The sequence below is a fragment of the Aeromonas sp. SE22 genome (genome assembly GCF_038739755.1).
Taxonomy (GTDB): domain Bacteria; phylum Pseudomonadota; class Gammaproteobacteria; order Enterobacterales; family Aeromonadaceae; genus Aeromonas; species Aeromonas jandaei.
In genome coordinates, this window is record NZ_JBCGFD010000006.1 from 89,870 (window position 1) to 109,420 (window position 19,551).

21 protein-coding genes are annotated in these 19,551 nt (G+C 55.6%); 5 read left to right on the top strand and 16 right to left on the bottom strand.

Going from position 1 to position 19,551, the window contains the following annotated elements:
* Window positions 1–189 precede the first annotated feature (189 nt).
* Entirely contained in the window at window positions 190–681 is a 492-nt protein-coding gene (locus AAHA39_RS11950; RefSeq protein WP_041209520.1) for an arginine repressor, read from the top strand.
* Window positions 682–820: 139 nt separating this feature from the next.
* Here the strand turns inward: AAHA39_RS11950 and AAHA39_RS11955 are convergent, their stop codons facing one another.
* From AAHA39_RS11955 to arcA, 4 genes are all read right to left on the bottom strand, one after another.
* Entirely contained in the window at window positions 821–2,224 is a 1,404-nt protein-coding gene (locus AAHA39_RS11955; RefSeq protein WP_043850717.1) for a YfcC family protein, read from the bottom strand.
* 123 nt (window positions 2,225–2,347) lie between these two features.
* Complete coding sequence (gene argF / locus AAHA39_RS11960) at window positions 2,348–3,352, bottom strand: ornithine carbamoyltransferase (protein WP_033114793.1); 1,005 nt, start codon at window positions 3,350–3,352, stop codon at window positions 2,348–2,350.
* Between the two features lie 101 nt (window positions 3,353–3,453).
* Window positions 3,454–4,380 carry a carbamate kinase gene (gene arcC / locus AAHA39_RS11965; RefSeq protein WP_005356275.1) on the bottom strand — a complete coding sequence of 309 codons (927 nt, stop codon included), beginning with the start codon at window positions 4,378–4,380 and terminating at the stop codon, window positions 3,454–3,456.
* Window positions 4,381–4,442: 62 nt separating this feature from the next.
* Window positions 4,443–5,663, bottom strand: a complete 1,221-nt coding sequence (gene arcA / locus AAHA39_RS11970; protein ID WP_041209518.1) for an arginine deiminase — start codon at window positions 5,661–5,663, stop codon at window positions 4,443–4,445.
* Window positions 5,664–6,412: 749 nt separating this feature from the next.
* Between arcA and AAHA39_RS11975 the strand changes: the two genes are divergently transcribed.
* The 3 genes from AAHA39_RS11975 (at window position 6,413) to AAHA39_RS11985 (ending at window position 7,702) form a co-directional block, all read left to right on the top strand.
* Window positions 6,413–6,589, top strand: coding sequence for a hypothetical protein (locus AAHA39_RS11975; protein ID WP_165791442.1), 177 nt, complete (start codon window positions 6,413–6,415; stop codon window positions 6,587–6,589).
* A 95-nt stretch (window positions 6,590–6,684) separates the two neighbouring features.
* Window positions 6,685–7,332, top strand: a complete 648-nt coding sequence (locus AAHA39_RS11980; RefSeq protein ID WP_041209517.1) for an AAA family ATPase — start codon at window positions 6,685–6,687, stop codon at window positions 7,330–7,332.
* Window position 7,333: 1 nt separating this feature from the next.
* Window positions 7,334–7,702, top strand: a complete 369-nt coding sequence (locus AAHA39_RS11985) for a hypothetical protein (protein ID WP_033114790.1) — start codon at window positions 7,334–7,336, stop codon at window positions 7,700–7,702.
* Window positions 7,703–8,429: 727 nt separating this feature from the next.
* Here the strand turns inward: AAHA39_RS11985 and hemN are convergent.
* From hemN to AAHA39_RS12005, 4 genes are all read right to left on the bottom strand, one after another.
* A complete protein-coding gene (hemN, locus tag AAHA39_RS11990) occupies window positions 8,430–9,803 on the bottom strand; it encodes an oxygen-independent coproporphyrinogen III oxidase (RefSeq protein ID WP_208737603.1) in 1,374 nt (457 codons plus the stop codon).
* A 31-nt stretch (window positions 9,804–9,834) separates the two neighbouring features.
* A complete protein-coding gene (locus AAHA39_RS11995) occupies window positions 9,835–10,275 on the bottom strand; it encodes a DUF2489 domain-containing protein (RefSeq protein WP_124242169.1) in 441 nt (146 codons plus the stop codon).
* Window positions 10,276–10,286: 11 nt separating this feature from the next.
* Entirely contained in the window at window positions 10,287–10,868 is a 582-nt protein-coding gene (yihI, locus tag AAHA39_RS12000) for a Der GTPase-activating protein YihI (RefSeq protein ID WP_208737602.1), read from the bottom strand.
* Window positions 10,869–11,709: 841 nt separating this feature from the next.
* Window positions 11,710–12,327 (bottom strand): c-type cytochrome, encoded by a 618-nt coding sequence (locus AAHA39_RS12005; protein WP_033114784.1) that lies wholly within the window; start codon window positions 12,325–12,327, stop codon window positions 11,710–11,712.
* A gap of 142 nt (window positions 12,328–12,469) precedes the next feature.
* Between AAHA39_RS12005 and yihA the strand changes: the two genes are divergently transcribed.
* Window positions 12,470–13,126 (top strand): ribosome biogenesis GTP-binding protein YihA/YsxC, encoded by a 657-nt coding sequence (yihA, locus tag AAHA39_RS12010; protein WP_209297589.1) that lies wholly within the window; start codon window positions 12,470–12,472, stop codon window positions 13,124–13,126.
* A gap of 776 nt (window positions 13,127–13,902) precedes the next feature.
* Here yihA and AAHA39_RS12015 read toward each other — a convergent pair.
* The 8 genes from AAHA39_RS12015 to dprA all read right to left on the bottom strand — a co-directional run bounded on the left by AAHA39_RS12015 (window position 13,903) and on the right by dprA (window position 19,550).
* Window positions 13,903–14,163: a DUF1488 domain-containing protein gene (locus AAHA39_RS12015; RefSeq protein WP_041209509.1), complete on the bottom strand. Its 261-nt coding sequence runs from the start codon at window positions 14,161–14,163 to the stop codon at window positions 13,903–13,905.
* Window positions 14,160–14,981, bottom strand: coding sequence for a shikimate dehydrogenase (aroE, locus tag AAHA39_RS12020; protein ID WP_320655729.1), 822 nt, complete (start codon window positions 14,979–14,981; stop codon window positions 14,160–14,162). The genes AAHA39_RS12015 and aroE overlap by 4 nt, the downstream gene beginning before the upstream one ends.
* 103 nt (window positions 14,982–15,084) lie before the next feature.
* Window positions 15,085–15,993 (bottom strand): oxygen-dependent coproporphyrinogen oxidase, encoded by a 909-nt coding sequence (hemF, locus tag AAHA39_RS12025; RefSeq protein ID WP_320655730.1) that lies wholly within the window; start codon window positions 15,991–15,993, stop codon window positions 15,085–15,087.
* A 102-nt stretch (window positions 15,994–16,095) separates the two neighbouring features.
* Window positions 16,096–16,656, bottom strand: coding sequence for a Sua5/YciO/YrdC/YwlC family protein (locus tag AAHA39_RS12030; RefSeq protein ID WP_043850707.1), 561 nt, complete (start codon window positions 16,654–16,656; stop codon window positions 16,096–16,098).
* 121 nt (window positions 16,657–16,777) lie between these two features.
* Window positions 16,778–17,281 carry a 5-(carboxyamino)imidazole ribonucleotide mutase gene (purE, locus tag AAHA39_RS12035; protein WP_033114778.1) on the bottom strand — a complete coding sequence of 168 codons (504 nt, stop codon included), beginning with the start codon at window positions 17,279–17,281 and terminating at the stop codon, window positions 16,778–16,780.
* Window positions 17,282–17,355: 74 nt separating this feature from the next.
* Window positions 17,356–17,913, bottom strand: coding sequence for a DNA topoisomerase family protein (locus tag AAHA39_RS12040; protein WP_320655731.1), 558 nt, complete (start codon window positions 17,911–17,913; stop codon window positions 17,356–17,358).
* A 55-nt stretch (window positions 17,914–17,968) separates the two neighbouring features.
* The gene (locus AAHA39_RS12045; RefSeq protein ID WP_041209503.1) at window positions 17,969–18,442 is read right to left on the bottom strand and encodes a DUF494 family protein; all 474 of its coding nucleotides are present in this window, start codon (window positions 18,440–18,442) and stop codon (window positions 17,969–17,971) included.
* Window positions 18,435–19,550, bottom strand: coding sequence for a DNA-processing protein DprA (gene dprA, locus AAHA39_RS12050; RefSeq protein WP_320655732.1), 1,116 nt, complete (start codon window positions 19,548–19,550; stop codon window positions 18,435–18,437). Before dprA ends, AAHA39_RS12045 begins: the two co-directional genes overlap by 8 nt.
* Window position 19,551: the final 1 nt, after the last annotated feature.

The following is a 19,551-nucleotide window of genomic DNA, read 5'->3' on the forward strand; positions in this document are numbered from 1 at the left end:
GGCCCCAAGGGGCCCATTTTTGAACCCTGTCACATCACCAAATTCCCAGTCGGCTATAATTTGCCATCCAATATGGTAAGGCCCGCTCATTCTCTGCCAATCACACGATTGCCCCGATTTTCCGCTAACAAGCAGCAAATTTGGCAGATATCGAGCGCTCATTCCCGATCATCGTCAAAGGAAGTCGCCGTGGTCAAAACCCTCAGCCGTCCCGTTGCCCAAGAGCCCGATCTGGCCCAGCTGGATGCCTGTCGCCAGATCATCGGCCAGCACTGCTACAGCACTCAGGAAGAGATCCGCCGCGAGCTGTCGGAGCGGGGCTTTGCCGACATCAGCCAGTCCACCATCTCCCGCCTGCTGCGCCGTCTCGGCGTCGCCAAGGCGCAGAATGCCAACGGCAAGAAGGTCTACACCCTGGTCGACGAGCAGCTGGAGCCCGCCGGCAGCACCCGCTCCATCCACGACATGGTGCGCGAAGTGGTGCACAACCAGCAGATGGTGCTGATCCACACCACTCCCGGCGCCGCCACCGTGGTGGCCCGCCTGCTCGATCGCAACGCCAATCCCGAGATCATGGGCGCTGTGGCCGGCAACGACGTGGTGCTGGTCGCGCCGCGCCATATCAGCCGTACCCGTCAGGCCCACGCCGCCGTGGTGCGTACGCTGGAGCAGGCGCGCTAGCTACTGCCACACATAGAACAAGCAAAAGGCGACCTCAGGGTCGCCTTTTTGTTGGCCGCTACTTTGTGTCCATCACTACTTGCGCCCATAAAAAACGGGAGCCAGCGGCTCCCGTTTTCAGCGTTATCTTGTCTCTGGATTAGAGCATGGCACCCAGGCTCAGGCAGGCCACGATCAGCACGGTCAGGATACCGAGCAGCGGAGCCACCCACTTCAGGTAGCGCACATAAGGCACCTTGGCGATGGCCAGACCGCCCATAACCACGGCGGAGGTCGGGGTCACCAGATTCACCAGACCGGAGGCAGACTGGTAAGCAGTCACCACCAGCTCGCGGCCTACGTTGGCGAAGTCGGCCAGCGGCGCCATGATCGGCATGGTCAGCACGGCCAGACCGGAGGAGGACGGCACCAGGAAGGAGAGCACCACTTCCAGCAGGAACATCACGTTGATGAACACCACGGTGGAGAGGCCGGTCACGATCCCTTCTGCACTGTGCAGGATGGTGTGGGTGATCATGCCGTTGTCCATCACCACCACGATACCGCGGGCGATACCGATGATCAGGGCTACGCCCAGCAGGTCGCGAGCACCGTCGATGAAGTTTGAGGTCAGCTCCTCCTCGCTCATGCGGGAGATGAGGCCGACGATGATGGCAGCAGCCAGGAAAACGCCGGAGATCTGCGCCATCCACCAGCCCAGCACGGCCACACCGTAGATCATCACGGCAAAGGCGGCGACGAAGATACCCAGCACGATCTTGCGGGTCAGGGTGAACTCCAGCATCTGGTCGCTCTTGTTGCCGAGGAAATGGGCACGGTTTTCATCCCACTTGTCAGCCACCAGCGATTTGCTCGGGTCGTTGCGCACCATCTTGGCGTAACGCATGACGTAGGCAACGCAGATCAGCCAGCCGGCCACCAACATGGCGACACGCAACCAGATACCATCGGTGAAGGAGATACCGGCCGCGTTGGCAGCGATAACGGTCGCAAACGGGTTAATGGTGGAACCGAGAGTACCGATACCGGCGCCCAGCAATACGGTTGCAGCAGCCACCACCGGGTCGAAGCGGGCGGCCATCATCACCGGCACCAGCAGGGTGTAGAACGGCAGCGACTCTTCGGCCATGCCGTAGATGGTGCCGCCTGCGGCGAACAGCGCCATCAGGATCGGTATCATCCACTCTTCACGGCCACGCAGACGGTCGGTCACGCGTTCGATACCGGCATCGATAGCACCGGTCTTGGTCACAATGCCAAGAAAACCACCGATGATCAGGATAAACAGGGAGACGTCGATGGCGCCTGCCTGATAGGTGTCATGGTTGTAGAGACCATCGATCGGCGCCAGCAGCACGTCGACGATCCCCTGGGGATTGCCCTCTACCAGCTTGTAGGTACCCGCCACCGGCACTTCTTTGCCGAGGGCTTCGTTCATGGTCATCTCATATTTGCCGGCCGGCACTATCCAGCTCAGGGCGGCCACCAGGGCGATCAGCACAAACAGTATCGTGTAGGCTGACGGGAACTTGAATTTGGTCATGGTCCAGCTTCCTTCTGTGGGTGTGGTATCCATGCAGGCTGCGGGTTGTAGGGTTAGAGGTATTATGCCGCTGTCACATGGTCGAAAAGCCGGGGGTCACCCCCCGGCACCACTACTGCGACCTTAGTCGCCCAGCGTAGCAACCATCACTGCCTTGATGGTGTGCATCCGGTTTTCGGCCTCGTCGAACACGATGCTGTGCTCGGATTCGAACACGTCCTCGGTCACTTCCAGACCTTTCATGCCATATTTGTCAGCCACTTCCTTGCCCATGGTGGTCTCGTCGTTGTGGAACGCCGGCAGGCAGTGCATGAACTTCACATCCGGGTTCTTGGTGGCGTTGATGACATCCATGTTGACCTGATACGGAGTCATCAGTTTGACGCGCTGATCCCAGGCTTCTTTCGCTTCACCCATGGATACCCAAACGTCGGTGTAGAGGAAGTCGGTGCCCAGCACACCCTCTTTGACATCTTCGGTCAGGGTGATGCGTGCGCCGGTCTCTTCGGCGATCAGGCGGCACTTGGCAACCAGCTCCTCTTCCGGCCAGAAGGCTTTCGGAGCAACCAGACGGATATCCATACCCATTTTGGCGGCGCCGACCATCAGGGAGTTACCCATGTTGTTGCGGGCATCACCCAGGTAGGCGAACTTGATTTGATCCAGACGCTTGCCCTTGCCGTGCTCCAGCATGGTCATGAAGTCAGCCAGGATCTGGGTCGGGTGGAATTCGTTGGTCAGGCCGTTCCACACCGGTACACCGGCGTAGGCACCCAGCTCTTCCACGATCTCCTGACCGTAGCCACGGTATTCGATACCGTCATACATGCGACCCAGTACCCGGGCGGTGTCCTTCATGGACTCCTTGTGACCGATCTGGGAACCGCTTGGGCCAAGGTAGGAGACTTGCGCGCCCTGGTCGAAGGCCGCCACTTCAAACGCACAACGGGTGCGGGTGGAGGTCTTCTCGAAAATCAGGGCAATGTTCTTGCCGACCAGATGCTTGCGCTCGTAGCCACCGTATTTGGCTTTCTTCAGGTCGATGGCCAGATCGATCATGTATTGGATTTCGCGCGGGGTGAAGTCCAGCAGTTTCAGGAAGTTACGGTTACGCAGATTAAAAGCCATGATGAGTTCTCTCTATATTTGTTCAGACCAATTTAGGCAGTAGTGTTGACTACGCATTCTTCAGTACAGATTTGTGCAGACCCCGGAGGGCCGAGTTTCAATTACGCATTCACGGTACGGGTGGCGACGATATTGGTACCGGCTTCACCCTTGAGGATGGCGAGGCCATCTTCCAGAGAGCCGATGCCGACCATGCCGCCGGTCGCTTTGACAAATTCACAGGAGGCTTCGACTTTCGGTCCCATGGAACCTGCGTCGAACTTGACCCCGGCCAGCTCGTCCGGGCTGGTGACTCGCAGCGGACGCTGGGTCGGTTTGCCCCAATCCAGGTAGACGGCATCGGCATCGGTCAGGATCAGCAGGGCGTCAGCCTTGATCTGCTTGGCCAGATAGGCGGCAGACATGTCCTTGTCGATGACGGCTTCAATACCGGTCAGGCTCTGGCCATCCCAGGTCACCGGGATACCACCACCACCGGTACAGATGATGAGGTGACCCTGGGCAATCAGGGTTTCAATGGCGTCGCCTTCGACGATGCGCTGGGGCAGCGGGGACGGCACTACGCGGCGGAAGAACTTGCCGTCAGCCTTGACCACCCAGTGCTTCTCTTCTGCCAGGGTGCGGGCTTCAGCCTCTTCATAGACGGGGCCGATAAATTTGGTCGGGTTGGCGAATGCCGGATCCTTGGGATCGACCTGCACCTGAGTCAGCAGCGCGGTAACGTTGCGGCTCGGCATCAGGTTTTTCAGCTCCTGGATCAGCATGTAGCCGATCATGCCCTGGGACTCGGCACCCAGCACATCCAGCGGATAGGGGGATACCTTGGTGTAGGCGCTGTTTTGCAGGGCCAGCAGGCCGACTTGCGGGCCGTTGCCATGCACCAGCACCACGTTGTACTCCTGAGCGATCAGGGCGATGGTCTTGGCGGCGGTGGCGATGTTCTTGCGCTGGATATCCGCTTCAAGGGGCTCACCACGACGGAGCAGAGCATTGCCACCCAGAGCGACGACGACAGTTGGTTTTTTCATAGTGGTTAATCTCGAGTTTGGTTCTGTGTGGCGCCAGCTTCTGCCGGCGCCACGCCGTCTTGTTAGATGCCGTCGCGTTCCATCGGGCAGCTCATGCAGCGGGCGCCGCCGCGACCACGTCCCAGCTCTTCACCCGGGATGGGCAGCACTGTGATGCCAGCCTTGTCGTACTTCTCGTTGGTGTAGGTATTGCGCTCGTAACCCACCACCACGCCGGGGCGCACGGTCAGCACGTTGTTGGCGTCGTTCCACTGCTCGCGCTCGGCCTCGAAGGTGTCACCACCAGTGGTGATGAGCTTGAGCTGATCGACACCCAGCGCCTTCTCGATGGCGGTGACGAAGTAACCCTCTTCCTTGATGTTCATGCCGGTAGCGCCGCCCGGAGTCAGGCTCCAGCAGTTCACATCCTTGCGAATGACTTCCGGATAGACGGAGAAGGTGTCGATATCCATGTGAGTCATCACGGTATCTAGGTGCATGCAGCTGCGGTGTTTTGGCAGTTGCATGGCGATAACCTGTTTGGCCTGGCCATGTTTGAACAGGCCGCGAGCCAGATGCTCTACACCTTGCGGGGTGGTGCGCTCGGACATGCCGATCAGCACGGCGCCGCGGCCGATGACCAGTACGTCGCCACCCTCGATGGTGGAGTTGTCGTAGTCGCGATCCTCGTCACCGAAGTACTTGATGAAGTCCTGACCAGCGAACTGCGGGTGCCAGCGGTAGATGGCCTTCACATGGTTGGTCTCACGACGACGAGCGGCCTTGGCCATCGGGTTGATGGAGACGCCACCATAAACCCAGCAGGAGGTGTCGCGGGTAAAGAGGTGGTTGGGCAGCGGCTCGATGATGAAATCGGTCGGTGCGTGCATGCCTACTACCATGTTGACGCCGCTGTAGGGCATCTCGGAGTAGGTCAGGCCACCGGAGAGAATGCGGGCCAGCTCGCGGTGCGGCATGTCAGCCAGGAAGCAGCGCACGTCGTTGGCAAAAGAAGAACCGAGGCGATAGTCGGAGACCTGATGTTGCAGCAGCCAGGTTTTGGCTTCCGGCACATCCAGAGTCTCGGCCAGCAGATTGGTCAGCAGGAAAACTTCGACATTCTGATCGCGCAGTACCTGAGCGAATTTGTCGTGCTCCTGACCGGCGCGTTCAACAGACAGGACGTCATCGAACAGCAGATCCTGGCAGTTGGAAGGAGTCAGACGCTTCAGACTGAGGTTGGGGCGGTGCAACATGACACGGCGCAATTGGCCAACTTCAGAACCTACATAAAATTTGCTCATGATTATATTCCGTCTAGCAGTGGTCCCTGCGAGTGATTGAATAGATTCCTTCTATTCATGCTCGTGGCTAAGGCGGGATATTCTTTATGTAGGGTACTCGGCTTATGTTCTATCCTGCCCTTGCCTTTCGAGAGCGAGGTTAGACCTGCCAATCACTGCAAACTTAGAGATTGATCACATTCACTCAGAACTGAATAAATTCATGAAAAGATCTTTGATAAGGGTAACAGATCCCACATTCTCTTATTCACCAAGCCCGCATACATACTTAAAAAAAGCCCTTTATATTTCATATTGAAAGCCATTTCATTCATGTCATCACTCTCAAAATGGATAGAGATAAAAAGGCAATGTCATTAATTTCAATAAGTTAAGTTGAATCAAAAATATTCCGTGAATTTACCATGCACTAATATGAATAATGTCACCCTCTCATAGCCTCTAACCAACAAATAAAAAGTCACCCATCCTTCTCACTCTGCATAATTGTTTTCTTGTCCCAGATCATGGCATTCACGCCAGCTTGGTCGCACTGCGGCTCATATCATTACCCCCCAGCTATCTGTTGCTCATTAATATGCACAAAGTCAGCATCTTGGCCGCCAGAGATTCAGTACCTGCCATCAGGTTCCTTTTGAGAGTTTTTTCATTGGCTGAATTTATTCGCTCTTCCTTGCGCTGGGTCGAACCTCGGCTTAACTCAAAAAGTGATCCAGATCACGTATGAATGGTGTTACCAAGGAGTTGTTATGAAAATGAAGTCCATGCTGCTGCTCGCAACCCTGTTGCTGCCTCTCGTACCCAGCCTCACGCAGGCAGAAGGAGCCCCGGCCGTGCCCATGGTGGTATGCCATGTCGACAAGGCTCCCCAGACGCTGGTACCCGACTATGTGTGCCGCTCCAGCGGCGGTAGTCAGCACTACTAATAGATTGGGCGGGAGGCAAACCACCTCCTGCCTTGTTATGAGAGCAGCCCCTCCTATACTGAAAACAGCGGTTTTCTCATGGATAGGGGAACGTCATGATCTTGTTGGTTGGCGGAGAAAAAGGAGGGAGTGGCAAGAGCTGCCTGGCGCAAAATCTGGCGGTCTACCTCAGATCCCAGTTTCAGGGGGAAGTTTTGCTGGTCGACTGCGATCCCCAGCGCACCACCTCCGACTGGATTCAGGAACGCAATGACAATCCGGAACTGCCACAAATCAACTGCGTCCAGCTCTACGGCAATATCCGTAACGACCTGCTCAGTCTGAAAAACCGCTACGACTACGTTATCGTTGACTGTGGTGGACAAGACAACCGGGCGCTACGTTCTACCATGGCAGTCGCCACCCACGCTCTTATACCGCTGCGCCCCAAACGCCGGGATCTCAAGACCCTGCCCCATATGGAAGATCTCATCACCACCTGCAAGATGGTCAACCCTGCCCTCAATGCGGCTGTGGTGCTGACCCAGTGCCCGTCCCTGCCCAATCAGGTAAAACGGATTCTGGAAGCGAAAGAGGTTTGCTCCTCCTTTGGGGTAGATGTGCTCAATGCCATCACCTATGGACGCAACGTCTACGACGACAGCGAGGAGAAGGGGTTATCGGTGATGGAGATCGAGCCGGATGGCAAATCCGCCGAAGAGATCCGAGCCATTGCCAAAGAGTTCCTGCAAGTGGGGGTGTGAGATGGGTCTGGCCGATCTGAAGAAGAAGCACCAGCTTCATCACCAGAAGAACTTTACCGTCGACGAGTTTATCGAAGATGCGGAGTTCTACGCCAAAGGCAAGCCCAAGGTGGTCAGTCTGGAGCTGAGCCTGCACCGGGACGAAGCACTGACGGCACTGGCATTCATCGAGAGCGGTGAACACCTCAAGCCCAGTTACAAGAAGGCGACCTTCTCCATGAGTACCGTCGCCATCGATGAGTTAGGCAATCTGACCCAGCAGGACGGCATGAACAAATCTCTGCTACTGCGCCTCTTTACTCACTACTTCTCATCGCTCAGCCCTGAAGAGCGGCAGACCATATACGAACGGCTCAATCAGCGCTCCTGACACCGCCTTTTCTTGCTCAAATTCCCCTTTTCCTGCTGGTGAAAGACATCACCATCAGGACGACATATTGGTTTCCAAAGCAACCATAATGCCTCGTAAGAGATCAGCCATTAAGGATGTGAGCAATACGCTCAAAATGTTCTCGAAATAATCGGAAGATAACGTCTTAAAAACAGCAGTAAAATCCAATAACACAATGTTTTATATCAAATAAATCGAAAGACATTGCTTTCGTTAACTATCAACACAAAAACGTTTTCCATCTTGCCATTGTCGCCTCCTGGAAAATCCTTATAGTTACTCATGCACGGACGCAATGAAGTCGGTCAGGAAGACTGGCTGCCAGGGTTGGGCAAATGGACTAGTCACAGGATGTGGCAAAGGACACCTCCCAGGACGGAGAAAGTGCGGCGGGACAGGATGACTCGTCAGGCCAAGATGGCTAAAGGACACCCCAAAGGATTGGGAAGGGGAAACCTAAAGGAAGAGGTAAACAGTCAGGGATTGCAGGGAGCAACTTCGTTCAAGGATATGAGCGATACGACTACCGGGGGCGACGCAAGTCGCCCCCATCTTTTTATCTGCGTTTCACCGGGCAATTGCTTGCCCCACTCGCAGCTCTTTCTTGCCAAGACTTTCCAGCGTCACTGGCTCAAGCAAAAGACATGCATATGAAAGGGGCGCCACTGATGGCGCCCCTTTCTGTTTTCTGACCAGCAAGCAAAACTTATATCACGCGAGAGAACTGCTGCTGGCGAGCCTTGTTGCGCAGGTAGACGTCGAAGCACATGCAGATATTGCGGATCAACAGCTGCCCCGTGGAAGACACCTCAAGCCCCGTATCCGTCATACGCACCAGCCCATCGTCGATAAAGGTCTGTAGCAGCTTGAGATCCTCGGCGAAGTACTCTTTGAAATCCAAGCCAAATGTCCGCTCAATGGTGATGAAGTTCAAACTAAAGTCACAGATAAGCCGCTTGATCACTTCACGGCGGATCAGGTCATCCTGATTGAGCGAGCACCCTTTCCATTGTGCATGCCCCAACTCCTCGACCTGACCGTAATAGGTTTTGAGCTCTTTCTGATTCTGCGAGTAGGCATCGCCGATCATGCTGATGGAGGAGACGCCCAGCCCAAGCAGATCGCAATCCCCTTGGGTGGTATAGCCCTGGAAGTTGCGATGCAGCTTGCCTTCGCGTTGTGCCACAGCCAGCTCGTCATCCGGCTTGGCAAAGTGATCCATGCCGATGAACTGATAACCGCGGCCGGTAAGGAACGCGATAGTCCCCTGCAACATGGCCAGCTTCTCCTGCGGAGCAGGCATATCCTCTTCCTTCAGCTTGCGCTGCGCGGCAAAGCGGCTGGGCAGATGGGCATAGTTGAAGATGGAGAGACGCGCCGGATCCGTCTTGAGCACCTCTTCCAACGTATGATGGAAGCTCTCTTTGTTTTGATGCGGCAAACCGTAAATCAGGTCGAGATTAGTTGAGCGAAAGCCCAGCTTTCTGGCTCGTTCCAGCATGGCGCGAATGAAGTCGTTATCCTGCTCGCGATTTACGGCAACCTGCACATCCTTGTTGAAGTCCTGCACGCCCAGGCTGATACGGTTAAACCCGACTTCTCGCAACACATCCAGCATCGACAGTTCAATCTCGCGCGGATCGACTTCAATACTGAATTCGCCCTCATCAGCAAAATGGAAGTGCTCGCGCAGCATGGCCATCAGACGCCGGGTCTGGCTTTCATTGAGATAGGTAGGAGTGCCACCGCCCCAGTGCAGCTGGGTAACCAGCCGCTGTTTGAATAGCGGAGCCTGCGCCTTGATCTCCCGTTCGAGATAATCGAGGTACTCGTCAGCCTTGTGCTGATGACGGGTAATGACCTTGTTGCAGCCACAGTAGTAACAAAGTTTGTGACAGAAGGGGATGTGAACGTAGAGAGAAAGATGGCGCTCGGGGTACTGCCCGGCAGCACGAACAAAATCCGGATAACCGAAGTTCTCGTTGAACTCCAGTGCCGTGGGATAGGAGGTATATCTCGGGCCGCTGTAGTTATATTTTTCGATCAGGGCCTGATCCCACACAATCTGTCCTGCTTGCACGCTCGCTTCCTCTCTTTTTGTTATCAATGGCTTATCGGCTTAACTGAAAATCCTTCAGTTGTGCCACATCCTTGAGGATCTGGGCTTCCAGCTCGGCCTCATAACCGCTGCGCTCGAGATCCATCTTCATCACTTCATTGCGCTTGAGTGCACGCCGCGCCTCATGGGTCGGCATATCCTTCACCTTCTCGTATAACCCGTAGAGACCGGGAAATTCGCTGGCAAAAGGGCGCCCATCCTTGATCTGCAGCGCATCCAGCAGATTGGTCAGCCGAATGGCTCCTTCGGAGTAGTCGCACTGCCCCTCCTGCACCGCATGGGCAATAACCCGCACGCTCTCCAGGATTCGTTCATTGCGAGCTGCAATGGCCTGCCACTGCATCGCCTGCTGGCGTCGGAGTCTGGCCAGCAGCATACCTGCATAGATGGCCAGTCCGGACAAAATCAGGCCGCCCGACAGGGCGGCCAGCATCCATCCACTCATCACTTCTTCTTCGGCTCAGGCTTGGTCTCGGGCTGATAATCGACCTGGGTAAAGCGATCCCACAGCTCATCTTCGGAAGCCGGCTGGAACGACTCTTCATAGTCGCTCTCCTCGAAGGCTTCGTCGGTCTCTTCATCATCGTCGTTGTCGATGATGCCAAGCTCATCCATCAGCTCTTGATAGCGGTCAACCCGCTGGTCAACCCAGGCCTGCTCGGCCGCTTCCAGGGTTTCACCGGCATCGAGGCGATCCAGCAAATCATTGAGACGGTCATCATTCTCGATGGATGCCAGCTCCTGCTCCGGAGTCATCACCAGCTTCTTCTCTTTTATCGCTTTGGATACGGTGGACTTGGAGCCCTTCTCTTCAACAATCAGAGCGACCGGCTTGCGTGAACCGATACGCGGATCCTTGGCCTGTTTGCCGGCTGACTTGCCTTTCTGCTGCTCGACTTGCTGGCGAGAGCCCGCTTTCAAGCCCTTGCGCTTGGCCGCACGTTTCCGCTCACGACCTTCCTGAGCACTGGCTTCTGATTCTTTGCGCTTGCCAGCAGGCTTGCGATTGGGTTGTTTGGCAGACATGAATGGATAACTCCGAAAAATAACTGGATTGAGCCCGACTCCGGGATGATCTCACCCGGCGGGATGCAATTCTGGGGAACAGTGAAACCGGAACATCAGCAGGATCCCGCATCAATCCGGCCCGTCAGGGCCACTGAACACCGCAGGATCGGTATCCTCTGGGCATATTGCTGGTATTTTGACACAGAAAGGCTGATCGGGTTAATGACCCAATAAGAAAAAAGGCAGCCGAAGCTGCCTTGATATGTCTGTGTGAGGATCATCCTGAATGGCAAAACAGCCTGTTTTGTCCCGTCCATGACGACTTGTTGCCACATCATATCTTTATATGGTCATCCTGACCTTCTTGTGGTCGTTCCTGAATGTGCGTGTGCCTGTTTGACCCGTTCCGACCGCATCCTGCCATCGTGCCGGGGAGCCTGCATCCCGCAACTCCATCCCGCTCCGGAGATGGTCACCATCCTGATCTTTCAATCCCTTGCCAGTTCTTGCGAACCCATGGCATCCCGCCATGCCAAACATCCTGTGCTCACAGCATCCCACTGTGAAACCGCTATCCATTCCGTGGATAAATCCATTGAACTTAATGTATCAGCTCTATAAAGGCGCTCAATCTACCTGAATAGATCCCAATGCCTCAGAAAATCGCAACAAAGCAATAAGCCATTGATAAATATCTTTTATTTTAAATTTTATACAAATCTATGAGCCTTGGCCTGCCGCGGGAATGGAAGATCTCTTACATAACGAGAGGATTAAACCGAGAATGATCTGAAAACCATAAAAACAACGAGGAGCCCAAGCTCCCCGTTTCTCATCAATTGCAGGTAACGCAATCAGCTTAGTGCAGTCCTGCAACATACTTGGACAACACATCGATATCCTGATCAGTCAGCTTCTTGGCAACGTCGCGCATCATGCCATTCGGGTCGTTGTCCCGAGTACCGGCACGGAAACCGGTCAGCTGCGCTTTGATATAGGCAGGGTGCTGCCCGGAGAGACTGGGATATTTGGCCTGCTCCACCCCGGAACCTCGCGGTCCGTGGCAAGCAGTACAGGCTGGCAGGCCGCGACTCATGTCGCCACCCATATAAAGCGCCTTGCCTGCAGCAACAACGTCATCAGGAACGGCCACCGGAGTCACTTTCTGGCTGGAGAAGTAAGCCGCCAGGTCATCCATGTCCTGATCCGACAAAGGCAAAGCCATCGGCCCCATAACGGGCGCAACCCGACCAATTTGGCCAGAAGCGGCAGCCTTCAGTTCAACCAACTGCTTTTTGATATATGATGCGTGCTGACCAGCAATTTTGGGGTACATATCAATCAGGCTGTTTCCGTCCGGTCCATGACAAGCCGCACAAACTGCAGCCTTGGCCTGTCCCGCAGCGGCATCGCCTTTGGCTTGTGCCATCCCCGTTACGCCAACCATCAGAGCAAGAGTAATGACTAGGTTCTTCATGGCGTTCCAACTTTTAGTTATTAGGCTTCCAGATCCCATGCCGCTGAAGGCATGTTAAAATAAACGCGTTTAAGCGACGCCATTTTACACCTTTTTACAAAAAAGTAACTCTATAACCCTCTATCTCCATGGGGAATTTACGTTGGATACACAAACTCTCAATTTCAATAAGGTGCATTTTGTGACCAGCGCACCCGACATCCGCCACCTGCCAAATGATGGGGGTGTCGAGATCGCGTTTGCTGGCCGTTCCAACGCCGGTAAGTCATCTGCATTGAACACGTTAACCAAACACAAGAACCTGGCCCGAACCAGTAAAACCCCCGGCCGCACCCAGCTGATCAACCTGTTTGAGCTGGAACCGGGCAAACGTCTGGTCGACCTGCCGGGTTATGGTTATGCCCAGGTTCCACTGGAAATGAAGCTCAAGTGGCAAAAGTCACTGGCAGAGTACCTGCAACGTCGTGAGTCATTGAAAGGACTGGTAATCCTGATGGATATCCGTCATCCGCTCAAAGATACCGATATGAACATGCTGGAGTGGAGCGCTCATCGCGAGCTGCCGGTTATGCTGCTGCTGACCAAGGCCGACAAGCTGAGCCCCGGCCCTCGCAACAATCAGGTGATCAAGGTGCGCCAGGCCGTAGCCAGCCTGGGTTCCCAGATCCAGGTTGAAGCCTTCTCTTCCCTCAGCAATATCGGGGTAGAAAAACTGGCCCAGACCCTGACCAACTGGTATGTCGCCGGAGCCGATGACTCTCACATTGCAGCGGATGAGCAAGAACCCGCCGGGGAGTGATCCACTCCTCGCTAGTCTCGCAATTGGCGGAGTCCCCCTCCGCTGATTGAAAGACTTTCAGATCCCTACAGTCCTCACAACCCAGCCCACACATCAGATATCACTCCTGGCAAGAGCGAGTTAGTGGTTGAAATTCATATAGATAGACAATTAATTCTCGAGAATAATTAACTTTTCATGTTTTTGATATCGTTTTCATATCTGCCCCCACATCAGGGATGAAAATCACCAAAAACGACAAAAAATGAAATTTAATTACATCGCGAGCAGAGAAGGGATAAAAATGAGGCCGGACGACAGTTCTGCCATCCAGCCTTAAACAATAAGTTCAAAAAATTGGGAAGAAGCTGAATCTCGAGCACCAGACGACCGGTGTACCTCAAGAATCGACCCCATTTTAGCAAACGCATCGACAAATTAAAGCTTTTACTCTAAATGCTGCACATAAAAAAACACCCCGACGAGAAACTCATCGGGGCCGCTATTCAGCCACATTCAATTACGTGAAATAAAAGGTCTGAAAGATAGAACATCTTACCTCTGTACCCTACGCAGACAACTGTACAGCAAAGCAGCAAAAAGTGAAAGTAATTTATGTAATTTAGTTTCACGAGTTTTTGCTTTATAAAAAATACTTTTATTTCAAGTAGATAAAAAAATCCCCAGTACGAATACCGGGGAGTTATAAAGGTGACTAGCTAGCACTTCCTCAACTATCAAGTTAGTCAGCAGAAAATCGATGAAGTTCCGCTGCAAAGGAAAAAAACTTTGAAAATCTACAGATAGATGGCGCCATCTTCAGCAAATGATTGTTCTTCAATGAGTTTTTCCGCAAAATCCTCAATATCAAAACGTACGCTTTCGAACGCTCGCAGGATGTCATCCTCTCGGCTCAGAGCCAGACCAGTCATCTTCTCCAGCCGACGCAGGCTGATATAGCAGTTGATCAGAGCCCCCATCTGCTGGGCAGGAAAATGCACTCGCATCTCCTGGGCCTGCCACTCCATCAGATCAGGAAACAGAATACCCTGGTTCATATCACCCCCAAGTTACGCTTCAACTCTCTCAATACCTGTTTAGTCCCGGGACGGATTCCACGCCACACGGTAAACGCCTCGGCAGCCTGTTCGACCAGCATGCCGAGCCCATCCATGGTTTGACGGGCGCCATGTTGCTTGGCCCAACCAATGAAGGGGGTATCCGTTGCACCATACATCATGTCGTAGATAGCAATATCGGCGTGGATCAGACCGGGAGCCAGCGGCGGCAGCTCACCCTGCAGACTGGCCGATGTGGAGTTGATAACAAGATCGAAATGACCGGCCAGCTGTTCATACGTCAGGGCGCTGACACTACCCAGGTCGCGGAATTCGGCAGCCAGTTGTTCTGCCCGGGCGTGGGTACGGTTGACGATCACCACCTCGGCCGGATGTTCGGCCAGCAGTGGAGCCAGAGCACCTCGAGCGGCGCCTCCTGCCCCCAGCAGCAGGATCCGGCTGCCGGTCAATGTCACACCATGTGCCTTGAGATCCACCACCAGCCCGGCACCATCGGTGTTATCGCCAAGCAGCACACCGTCATCGGTCAGTTTGATGGTATTGACTGCCCCCGCCCGTTTTGCCCTTGGGCTCAGCCGGTCAACCAGCGCAAATGCCTGCTCCTTGAACGGCACAGTGACGTTGCAACCCTTGCCGCCCCGAGCAAAGAAGTCCCGCAGAGTGTTGGCAAATTCATCCACCGCAGGTTCGGCCAACCCGTACTCCAGCTCTTGCTGGGTCTGTCTGGCAAACAGGGTGTGAATGAAAGGGGATTTACTGTGGCGCACCGGGTGGCCAAAAACCAGATAACGATCCATCAAACAGTTCCTTTATAGGGCAATCTCCCGATTTAACGGTTTTTCCCCTGCGGGAACAAGTCGAATATCGGCTAACAAAAAGGGGCCGTTATGGCCCCTTCGTTCACAACCACTCGCGTGGCTTGAGGTAATCAGTGTAGAGCAAGGCTTCCGGACTGCCTGCGGCCGGTTGCCAGTCATACTCCCAACGAGCCAGAGGCGGCATCGACATCAGGATCGACTCGGTACGGCCACCGGTTTGCAGCCCGAACAGGGTGCCCCGATCGAACACCAGATTGAACTCCACATAACGTCCGCGACGATAGAGCTGGAACTCCCGCTCCCGCTCGCCATAGGCAAGATCTTTGCGTCGTTCGATAATCGGCAGATAGGCCGCAAGGTAGCCGTTACCCACCGCCTGCATAAAGGCAAAACTGTCGGCAAAGGGCCAGCGATTCAGGTCGTCGAAGAAGAGGCCACCGACGCCGCGTGTCTCGTCCCGATGCTTGAGGAAGAAGTAGCGATCGCACCAGGATTTGAATTCCGGATAGATATCCGCTCCAAACGGCTGACAGAGGTCGTGAGAAACCTGATGCCAGTGGCGAACATCCTCTTCGAACGGATAGAAAGGCGTCAGGTCAAAACCACCGCCAAACCACCAGATGGGCTCTTCGCCCTCTTTCTCGGCAATGAAAAAACGGACGTTGGCGTGGCTGGTCGGCACATAGGGGTTGTGCGGATGGATCACCAGAGAGACCCCCATCGCCTCGAACTTGCGACCGGCCAGTTCGGGTCGATGAGCGGTGGCAGAAGCCGGCATGGCATCCCCATACACATGGGAGAAGTTGACCCCACCCTGCTCGATCACTGCACCATGGCGCAGCACGCGGGTGCGACCGCCGCCACCGCCTTCACGACTCCAGGCATCTTCCACAAAGTGTCCGCTGCCATCGGCCTGCTCCAGGCCACGGCAGATCTCGTCCTGCAACTGCAGCAGAAAGGCCTTGACCCGGGCCACATCCGGTTTGCTCATCTTGTCTCCAGCTCAGGCGGGATCTACAGAGTCCCGCTCATTTTTTATAGTGATATTACAGGCGGGCTAGCCCGCCGGCATGGCCGCAAAGCGGTCTGCCACTCAGGAAGGGCGGATGATTGCGCCGCTTCTGGCATCCTTGATTTCGGAGGGGTTGGCTTGTCCACCCACCTCACCCGGCAGGATATAGGCCAGCTTGCTTGCCAGCAGTTCGCCGATATCGGCCACGCGGCGAGCCGGCTCTTCGCCAGTCAGGTTGGCGCTGGTAGAGACCAGCGGCTTGCCAAAGGCCCGACACAGCCCTTGTACCTGCGGATGCGCCGTGACCCGCACTGCCAACGTATCGAACTGACCGGTCAGCCATGAGGGTGTGTCGGGCTTGGCAGGCATGATCCAGGTAAAAGGGCCTGGCCAGCTGGCCTCAACCCGAGCCAGCTGCTCTGCGGTGAGCTGACTCAGATCGATATAATCGAGCAATTGCCCCAGCTCGGCCGCAATAAGGATCAAGCCCTTCTCCACCGGACGCTGCTTGATATCGAGCAGACGCTGCACGGCCAGTTCAGAGTCCGGATCACAACCCAGGCCAAAGACCGCCTCGGTTGCATAGGCGATCACCCCTTCGCTCTCGAGCGCGGCAACCGCTTGTTCAAATTCGTTTTGCATCAGAAAAAATGCGGCAGTCCAGCTGCCGCCTCATCATTGGGTTGCTATCAACACAATGGCCACCGTTGCAAACCCGGCATCCCGGAGGGGAAGGTCGTGTAACTGGCGGCCACCTAGAAACTTACTTGAGCTGCGCCTGCAGGGCAGCATCTTTCGCCATCACCTCTTCGGCGCTCTTCTGGCGTTCGGCACGCACTCTTGCGGCCAGCTCGTCGTCAGCGACAGCCAGCAGCTGGGCTGCCAGATAACCGGCATTCTTGGCTCCCGCCTTGCCGATGGCAACCGTCGCTACCGGTACGCCGCCCGGCATCTGCACGGTAGAGAGCAGCGCATCCAGCCCTTTCAGCGGGCCACCATCGATGGGCACCCCGATCACGGGACGCGTGGTGATACCTGCAACTGCCCCTGCCAGATGGGCAGCCAGACCGGCAGCACAGATAAATACCTTGCAGCCACGGGCCTCGGCATCGGTCACATACTGGTGGGTCGCAGCCGGAGTCCGGTGGGCTGAAGTCACTTTGACTTCCACTGTGATATCAAACGACTTGAGCACTTCAAGGGTGGCTTGCATCACGGGGAAATCAGAGTCCGAGCCCATCAGTACGGCAACAAAGGGTTTCTTCATGGTGGGAATTTCCTTACTCCAAGTGGGGGGTTGAAGTTCGCCGAAAACGTTTTAGTTCCGTTATGGCGGCGCGATTATACCCGCTCACTTTGATGGCCGCATTTCTTTTGCGGACAGACCCAGCGCAGCGTTCCCCGCACCTTTTTCTCCACCATGATGCCCCAGCCACACTGCGGGCAAGGCATGGGAACCGGCTTGTCATTCACCACATATTTGCAGTGTGGATAGCCGTCGCAGGAGTAAAACTGCTTGCCGTAGCGGGAGGTGCGGCTCACCAGATGGCCCTTGCCACACTCCGGGCAGAGGATCTGGGTATCGTCGCTCTCCTGCAGGGATTCGATATGCTGGCAGGCCGGATAGTGGGTACAGCCGACAAACAGACCATAGCGCCCCTTCTTGATCGCCAGCGGCTGACCGCACTCGGGACAGGCAGAGCCCTCGAGCACCTTCTCGATATCGCGGCCGGATGGCGTCAGCGAACGAATATAGTCACAGGCGGGGTAGGCAGAACAACCAAGAAAAGGGCCATGTTTGCCCTGACGGATCACCAGCTCGGCCCCGCACTGCGGGCACGTCTCGCGCTCGAAGGCATGTTCGTGGGCTGAAAAGAGGTGATGATCGATTTTTGACATGGGCCGCGCCTTTAAATCCAGATGGTCTGAATTCTACCAGCGCGGCACCAGACTGTCAGTGAATGACGCCGTCTGACTCGTCAAACACCAGCTCTTCCATCTGCTGGTAGGCATTTTCACTGCCCGGCACGTTGAATAGCACCATCATGACGACCCACTTGAGGTCATCCAGCTCGATGTCCGGCTTATCCAGCTCGAGCAAGCGCTCGATGCAGATCTCGCGGGTCTCGGCGTTGAGTACCTGAGCCTGCTCCAGAAACAGCAGGAAACCGCGGCACTCGGTGCTGAGACGAGCCAGCTCTTGCGGAGCATAGATACGCATGGAACCTTGCGCGCTGGCGGCTACATAGACCTCCCGCTCGCTGTCATGCAGATTGGCCAGCCGCTCCAGCCAGGTCAGCGCCTTGTCGATCTCTTCCTTGTCAAAGCCGGCACGGCTCAGCTCGTCGGTGAGTTCATTCTGCTCGACCATCACATCTGCATCGCTGTGGATGTAGGTCTCGAAAAGGTACATCAATACATCAAACATGATTCACCCTCCTCGCTCTGACGTATCCACCGGCGACCGCCGTGACTGCTCCGGCCAGCTCCAGCTCTACCAACCTGCCTAATACCACTTCGACAGGAAGCTGGGCCCGCTCGGCGACGGTATCCACACTTGTGGTCTCGTAATCTACGTTATCCAACAAATCTGCATAAGGCAATTCGCTATTATGCGATTGCTCAGATGATACGACCGGTTCCGGCAACCGCACAGCCCATTCGGGCAGCTCTTCCACTATATCGGCCGCACTCAACACAAGTTTGGCCCCCTGCTGAATTAATTTATTGCACCCGGTTGCCTGCCCGTTTTGCGGCGCTCCGGGCACCGCAAATACCTCGCGGCCCTGCTCAAGCGCATAGCGCGCCGTAATGAGCGAGCCACTCTGCTCGGTTGCCTCAACCACTAGAGTGCCAAGGGATAGGCCACTGATGATACGGTTGCGGCGGGGAAAATGTTCAGCCAGCGGCCCTTTGTCCGGCGCCAGCTCGGAAATCAATACGCCGCCCCGCTCGAGTATCGCCGCCGCCAGCGCGTGATGACGTTTGGGATAGAGCTGATCCAGACCTGACCCCAACACCGCCAGGGTCATGCCTCCGGCGGTCAGGGCCTGCTGATGGCAGACGCCATCGATGCCAAGCGCGAGACCCGAGGTAATTGCCAAGCCACAGCCAACCAGCTCGCTACAAAGACGGGCTGCATTATCCTTGCCGGCATAGGTTGGATGGCGGGTCCCCACCATCGCCAGCTGTGGAAGAGACAAAGCAGAAAGCTCGCCACGGCAGTAGAGCAGCAAGGGGGCGGCGGGGATCTCCCTGAGCAAGGGAGGGTAAGCGGGATGATCCTGCGGGAGTAGTGCATTGCCGTGCTGAGTAGCCCACATCAGGCTCTGCTCGACAACAGGTGATGGCCAGCGCAATTGGCGGATCTGCTCTGGCGACAGCCCCATCTGGTGCAACTGCGTTTCGTCACACTGAAACAGCTGCTGAATATCGCCGCTAACCCGCTCCAGCAGACGGGATGCCGTCACCGGACCAATCCCGGTGACGGCATCCAGCGCGAGCCAGAGTGCAAGGCGATCGTCAGGATAGTGCACG

What these genes read in the sequence shown, in the direction of transcription:
- AAHA39_RS12015 (WP_041209509.1), bottom strand. Translation starts at nt 14,163, where the DNA reads ATGAACCAGGGTATTCTGTTTCCTGATCTGATGGAGTGGCAGGCCCAG.
- AAHA39_RS11975 (WP_165791442.1), top strand. Translation starts at nt 6,413, where the DNA reads ATGAAAATGAAGTCCATGCTGCTGCTCGCAACCCTGTTGCTGCCTCTC.
- hemF (WP_320655730.1), bottom strand. Translation starts at nt 15,993, where the DNA reads ATGAGCAAACCGGATGTGGCCCGGGTCAAGGCCTTTCTGCTGCAGTTG.
- yihI (WP_208737602.1), bottom strand. Translation starts at nt 10,868, where the DNA reads ATGTCTGCCAAACAACCCAATCGCAAGCCTGCTGGCAAGCGCAAAGAA.
- AAHA39_RS12005 (WP_033114784.1), bottom strand. Translation starts at nt 12,327, where the DNA reads ATGAAGAACCTAGTCATTACTCTTGCTCTGATGGTTGGCGTAACGGGG.
- AAHA39_RS11980 (WP_041209517.1), top strand. Translation starts at nt 6,685, where the DNA reads ATGATCTTGTTGGTTGGCGGAGAAAAAGGAGGGAGTGGCAAGAGCTGC.
- purE (WP_033114778.1), bottom strand. Translation starts at nt 17,281, where the DNA reads ATGAAGAAACCCTTTGTTGCCGTACTGATGGGCTCGGACTCTGATTTC.
- argF (WP_033114793.1), bottom strand. Translation starts at nt 3,352, where the DNA reads ATGGCTTTTAATCTGCGTAACCGTAACTTCCTGAAACTGCTGGACTTC.
- arcC (WP_005356275.1), bottom strand. Translation starts at nt 4,380, where the DNA reads ATGAAAAAACCAACTGTCGTCGTCGCTCTGGGTGGCAATGCTCTGCTC.
- aroE (WP_320655729.1), bottom strand. Translation starts at nt 14,981, where the DNA reads ATGGATCGTTATCTGGTTTTTGGCCACCCGGTGCGCCACAGTAAATCC.
- AAHA39_RS11955 (WP_043850717.1), bottom strand. Translation starts at nt 2,224, where the DNA reads ATGACCAAATTCAAGTTCCCGTCAGCCTACACGATACTGTTTGTGCTG.
- AAHA39_RS12040 (WP_320655731.1), bottom strand. Translation starts at nt 17,913, where the DNA reads ATGTCAAAAATCGATCATCACCTCTTTTCAGCCCACGAACATGCCTTC.
- AAHA39_RS11995 (WP_124242169.1), bottom strand. Translation starts at nt 10,275, where the DNA reads ATGCTGGCCGCCCTGTCGGGCGGCCTGATTTTGTCCGGACTGGCCATC.
- arcA (WP_041209518.1), bottom strand. Translation starts at nt 5,663, where the DNA reads ATGAGCAAATTTTATGTAGGTTCTGAAGTTGGCCAATTGCGCCGTGTC.
- AAHA39_RS12045 (WP_041209503.1), bottom strand. Translation starts at nt 18,442, where the DNA reads ATGTTTGATGTATTGATGTACCTTTTCGAGACCTACATCCACAGCGAT.
- AAHA39_RS12030 (WP_043850707.1), bottom strand. Translation starts at nt 16,656, where the DNA reads ATGCAAAACGAATTTGAACAAGCGGTTGCCGCGCTCGAGAGCGAAGGG.
- AAHA39_RS11985 (WP_033114790.1), top strand. Translation starts at nt 7,334, where the DNA reads ATGGGTCTGGCCGATCTGAAGAAGAAGCACCAGCTTCATCACCAGAAG.